The sequence below is a fragment of the Protofrankia sp. Cr1 genome (assembly GCF_963555865.1).
GTDB lineage: Bacteria > Actinomycetota > Actinomycetes > Frankiales > Frankiaceae > Protofrankia.
Map to the genome: position 1 here is coordinate 6,004 of NZ_CAUVXO010000153.1, position 2,731 is coordinate 8,734.

The window sequence follows — 2,731 nt, forward strand, 5'->3', positions numbered from 1 at the left end:
TGGGCAGCGGGGCGGGGCCTGCCCGAAACGGCGGACCCGCGCCTTGTCCCCAGGGACGACGACCGGGACACCGGCGGCTTCTTCCAGGCCGCCCGGCGCGGTGAGCTGGTCGTGCGGATGTGCAACGGGTGCGACGGCCTCCTGCACATGCCCAGGGCCTACTGCCATACCTGCGGGAGCTGGGACGGGCGCTGGCAGTCGGTGGCCGGCACCGGGAGCGTCTACTCCTGGACGGTGGTCACCCACCAGGTACATCCGTTCTTCCCGGTGCCCTACACGGTGGTCCTCGTCCAGCTCGACGACGTGCCGGCCGCTCGTCTTGTCGGTCACCTGCCCGGCGCGTACCCGATCACCGCCGGGCAGCCGATGCGGGTCTGGTTCGAGCCCGTCGCCGACGGTGTCGTCATCCCCCAGTGGAAGCCACAACTACTTTCTGTAGAACTACCGTCTGTAGAACAGTCATCTGTAGAGAGTGAAACATGATCATGAGGACGCGCGCAGCAGTGCTGTGGGAAGCGCCCGGCCGGTGGGAGGTCGGCGAGGTCGAGCTGGACGAGCCGAGGGAGAACGAGGTTCTCGTCAACCTGGCCGCGAGCGGTTTATGCCACTCCGACGACCACTTCGCCAAGGGCGACATCAGTGTCGCCACCCTGCCGTTCGTCGGCGGCCATGAGGGAGCCGGTGTCGTCGAGGCGGTGGGACCGGGCGTGCGGACGCTCAAGCCCGGCGACCGCATCGTCACCTCCTTCGTCCCCGGCTGCGGGCGCTGCCGGTGGTGCGCGTCCGGCCAGCAGAACCTCTGCGACAACGGCGCGCTGATGCTCACCGGCAGTCAGCTCGACGGCACCTTCCGGATGCATGTGGACGGTCGTGACGTCGGCCAGGGGGGCTGTGTCTCCACCTTCTCCGAGTGGAGCGTGATGCCCGAGGCCTCCTGCGTGAAGATCGACGATGATGTGCCCTTCCAGGTCGCCTGCCTGGTTGGCTGCGGGGTGCCCACCGGGTGGGGTTCCTCGGTCCGGGCGGCCGGCATCGTCCCCGGCGACGTCATCATCATCGTGGGTACCGGCGGGGTCGGCATGAACGCGGTCCAGGGCGCCCGCTACGTCGGAGCCACCCGGGTCATCACCGTCGATCCCGTCCCTTTCAAACGGGAACTTGCCATGAAGATGGGGGCAACCGACGCGTTCGCCGACATCGAGCCGGCGGCCGAACTGGCACGCAGCATCACCAACGGGCAGGGCGCGGACGCGGCCGTGGTCACGGTCGGCGTTGTGACCGGGCAGCATCTCGCCCGGGCGTTCGCGGCCATCCGCAAAGGCGGAACCGTCGTCGCCACCGCCGCCGGCAACCAGAACGAGACGGGTATCCCAGTCAACCTGCTTGAGCTGACGATGTACCAGAAGCGGATCCAGGGGGCGATCTACGGCATGGGTTCCCCGGTGCGTGAGATCCCGCTGATGATCGACCTCTACAAGCGGGGGGATCTCAAACTCGACGAGCTGGTCACCCGTACCTACCCGCTGGAGGAGATCAACCAGGGTTACGAGGACATGCACGCCGGGCTGAACATCCGTGGCGTCGTCACCTTCAACTGACGGTCACCTTCAGCTGACGGTCACCTTCGACTGACGGGATCTCATGGCGATGAGGACACGTGCGGCAGTGCTGTGGCCCGATCGGTCGCAGTGGAGCATTGAGGAGATCACCCTCGACCCGCCGGCCGCGGGTGAGGTCCTGGTCCGGATGGTGGCCACCGGCCTGTGCCACAGCGATCACCACCTGCTCGACGGTGGGTATCCCGGCGCGCGCCGGCCGGTTATCGGCGGCCACGAGGGAGCGGGCGTCGTCGAGGCCGTCGGAGCCGGGGTGCACGCAGTTCGTCCCGGCGACCATGTCGTGCTCAGCGTTCCGTTGCCGCCGTGCGGGGCGTGCGCCGCATGCCTCGACGCCCTCCCGTACCTCTGTGAGCGGGGTGCCCTGATCGGGCAGGGCTTCCAGATCTCCGACGGCACCGCCCGCCATCATGCCCGCGGCGAGGATCTGAGCGTCTTCGTGTTTCTCGGTACCTTTGCCGAGCACACGGTCGTCAATGAGGCGAGTTGCGTCGTCGTCGATCCCGCGCTGCCTCTTGAGGCCGCCTGCACCATCGCCTGCGCCGGTGTCACCGGATGGGGAGCCGTCCTGAACACCGCCGAGGTCCGTGCCGGCGACACGGTCGTGGTGGTCGGGGTCGGCGGGATCGGTGCGAACGCCGTCCAGGCCGCTCGTTTTGCCGGCGCCCGCTCGATCGTGGCCGTTGATCCCGTTCCCTTCAAGCGAGGTGTCGCGAAACGGCTCGGTGCCGACATCGCGGTGGCAAGCCTCGGGGAGGCGGCGACGGTGGTGACCGACATGACGGCCGGCCGGATGGCGAACACGGTCGTCATGGCCATGGCGGTCGGTGACGGCCGCTGCACCGAGGCGGCCCTCTCCCTCGTCGGAAAGCGCGGCCGGGTGGTCGTGGTAAACGTCCATCCCGCCGACGAGAACACGGCCACGATCAACCTGCGGAACCTGCAGAGCCTGGAGAAGCAGATCGTCGGCTGTCTCGCCGGCTCATGGGACGGGCGAAAAGGCATCCGTTTTCTCGCCGATCTCCACCGCGCCGGCCGTTACAACCTCGACGCCATCGTCACTCGCACCTATGACTCGCTCGCCGAACTGCCGTCGGGATACCGCGACCAGGCCG

At 68.2% G+C, this 2,731-nt stretch carries 3 protein-coding genes; all 3 read left to right on the plus strand.

Going from position 1 to position 2,731, the window contains the following annotated elements:
- A partial coding sequence (locus U9980_RS13795) for a Zn-ribbon domain-containing OB-fold protein (protein ID WP_322768275.1) occupies positions 1-483 on the plus strand: 483 nt, incomplete at its 5' end.
- Positions 484-485: 2 nt separating this feature from the next.
- Positions 486-1,598 (plus strand): NDMA-dependent alcohol dehydrogenase, encoded by a 1,113-nt coding sequence (locus U9980_RS13800; RefSeq protein WP_416210267.1) that lies wholly within the window; start codon positions 486-488, stop codon positions 1,596-1,598.
- 49 nt (positions 1,599-1,647) lie between these two features.
- The coding region (locus tag U9980_RS13805; protein WP_322768277.1) for an alcohol dehydrogenase catalytic domain-containing protein at positions 1,648-2,731 on the plus strand (1,084 nt) is incomplete at its 3' end.